Source organism: Belnapia moabensis DSM 16746, assembly GCF_000745835.1.
GTDB classification, from domain to species: Bacteria; Pseudomonadota; Alphaproteobacteria; order Acetobacterales; family Acetobacteraceae; genus Belnapia; species Belnapia moabensis.
This window is the reverse complement of the sequence record NZ_JQKB01000262.1, coordinates 1-1642: the sequence shown is the minus strand read 5'-3', so window position 1 is coordinate 1642 and position 1642 is coordinate 1. Positions and strand designations below refer to the sequence as shown.

The following is a 1642-nucleotide window of genomic DNA, read 5'->3' as shown; positions in this document are numbered from 1 at the left end:
GCCGAGGAGGTCTCCCGCCAGTCCGAGCGCCTCGGCTCCGAGGTCGCCGCCTTCCTCACCGGCGTCAAAGCCGCCTGACCCACGACCCCGGGGCTGGCCAGCGCCGGCCAGCCCTGGATCCGGTCGAGCCCATCGCGCACCGCCGTCTGGAAGAGGCTCTTTAGCCAGGCCTGGGATGGTCATAGTTCGCTGCTCGGCATTGGGCGGAGGGCGACGATTCTCGGTTCCTCCCGAAGCCAGCCGCACGCGGTACCGAGGCACCCAAGGCGCCTCGCCTCGCGCTGCAACAGTCGTTCTGGCCCGTCGTGGCCGCTGTGATTCGCCCGGCTGTCAACATTGTAGCCGCGAGCCAGCATACCATTGCCAGTCCCGAAATCACCGTGAGCGGCAAGCTTGGGTATAATAGGCGATGTTGTCCCGAGGCGGCGATGTGCAGGCAGGTGCTGTCAGCCTTGAAAAATGTCAGCACGTCAACTCGGGTGGCAGCGGCATAGGTGAAGAACCGCAGGGATAAGGACGCTTGATTGGCTGAGAAGCAATCGAACGAGATGCCATCCGCGCAGTGGGTGATTGGGTCTTCCCTTCAGGCGATCTCAAGACTGACTTGGATATCGAGACCGCTGTGCTTGTCAGCCTGTTCACCGACCGGATCGCAAGCGATGACTTTGTGCCAACTGTTGGCAGTCATGATCGCCACAGCTGGTAGAGTGGCACTTACAGAGACAAGCTGGTCGACTCCTGGCTATGGCAGCTTGATCGAGCCATGAAGTTCGGCCAGTCACCGTTGCTGCGTCCGGCGCGTGATGACTGCGAGGAAGCTTTGCGCTGGCTCACTGAGGATGGCTCGGGCGCAAGCGCGGAGGTGACAACCGAATGGCTCACTTCAGACGCGCTTGGGCTTCGTGTGACCATGTCCAGCCCAAGGACACCACGCTCAAGTCTTCAAGGTCTCCTGGGTCTGGGAACGCCGGTCGGTTGATAGAACCGCCTCAATATTAAAAAACAGGCGCAAACCGAGCGAACCACACGCCTCGGTTGCAGTTAAGACCTCGGGCGGCTAGCGTTTCACGTCCGATCCATCGGCGGCGCTGCTGTTCACTCTCTGCAGTACTCATGCAGAGCTGGTGGCAATGCTGTGGAGGCTGGGCTCGCAGATGTTGAACCATAAGCGTATTCTCGTCGTCGAGGACGAGCCGTTGCTGGCAATGGTCATAGCCGATGCTTTGGCTGCAGCAGGTGCAGTCGTATTAGGCCCAGTTGGGACAGTCAAAGAGGCACTTGGTCTTGCCGGATCTTGTCTGACGAGCGGCGGAATCGATGCTGCTGTGTTGGACGTCAATCTGCACGGCGAGATGGTTTGGTTGGTCGCGAATGCGCTGGATGAAGGTGACGTGCCATACGTCATGCAGACCGCATATGCCTATACAGACTTGGATCAGCACCCGACCGCGCCGGTCATCAACAAGCCCTACCTGCTGGCAGCGTTGCTTGATGCGGTCGAAGCGATCACCGATAGGCCCGCAAACGGCATACGGCCTCCCGCTCGCCCTAGCCCGGATTATGCACCAGAGGTGACGGGCATGGCGAAATCCGCTGATCGGCAATAGGATTCGGTTGCGACACCCACATCCAGCCGGTCCCG

At 60.5% G+C, this 1642-nt stretch carries 2 protein-coding genes; both read left to right on the top strand.

Annotation, left to right across the window (positions count from 1 at the left end):
• The first annotated feature begins 727 nt into the window (after window positions 1-727).
• A complete protein-coding gene (locus EP26_RS38935) occupies window positions 728-979 on the top strand; it encodes a phage GP46 family protein (protein ID WP_408735133.1) in 252 nt (83 codons plus the stop codon).
• Between the two features lie 175 nt (window positions 980-1154).
• Window positions 1155-1607, top strand: coding sequence for a response regulator (locus EP26_RS34400; protein ID WP_211259648.1), 453 nt, complete (start codon window positions 1155-1157; stop codon window positions 1605-1607).
• Window positions 1608-1642: the final 35 nt, after the last annotated feature.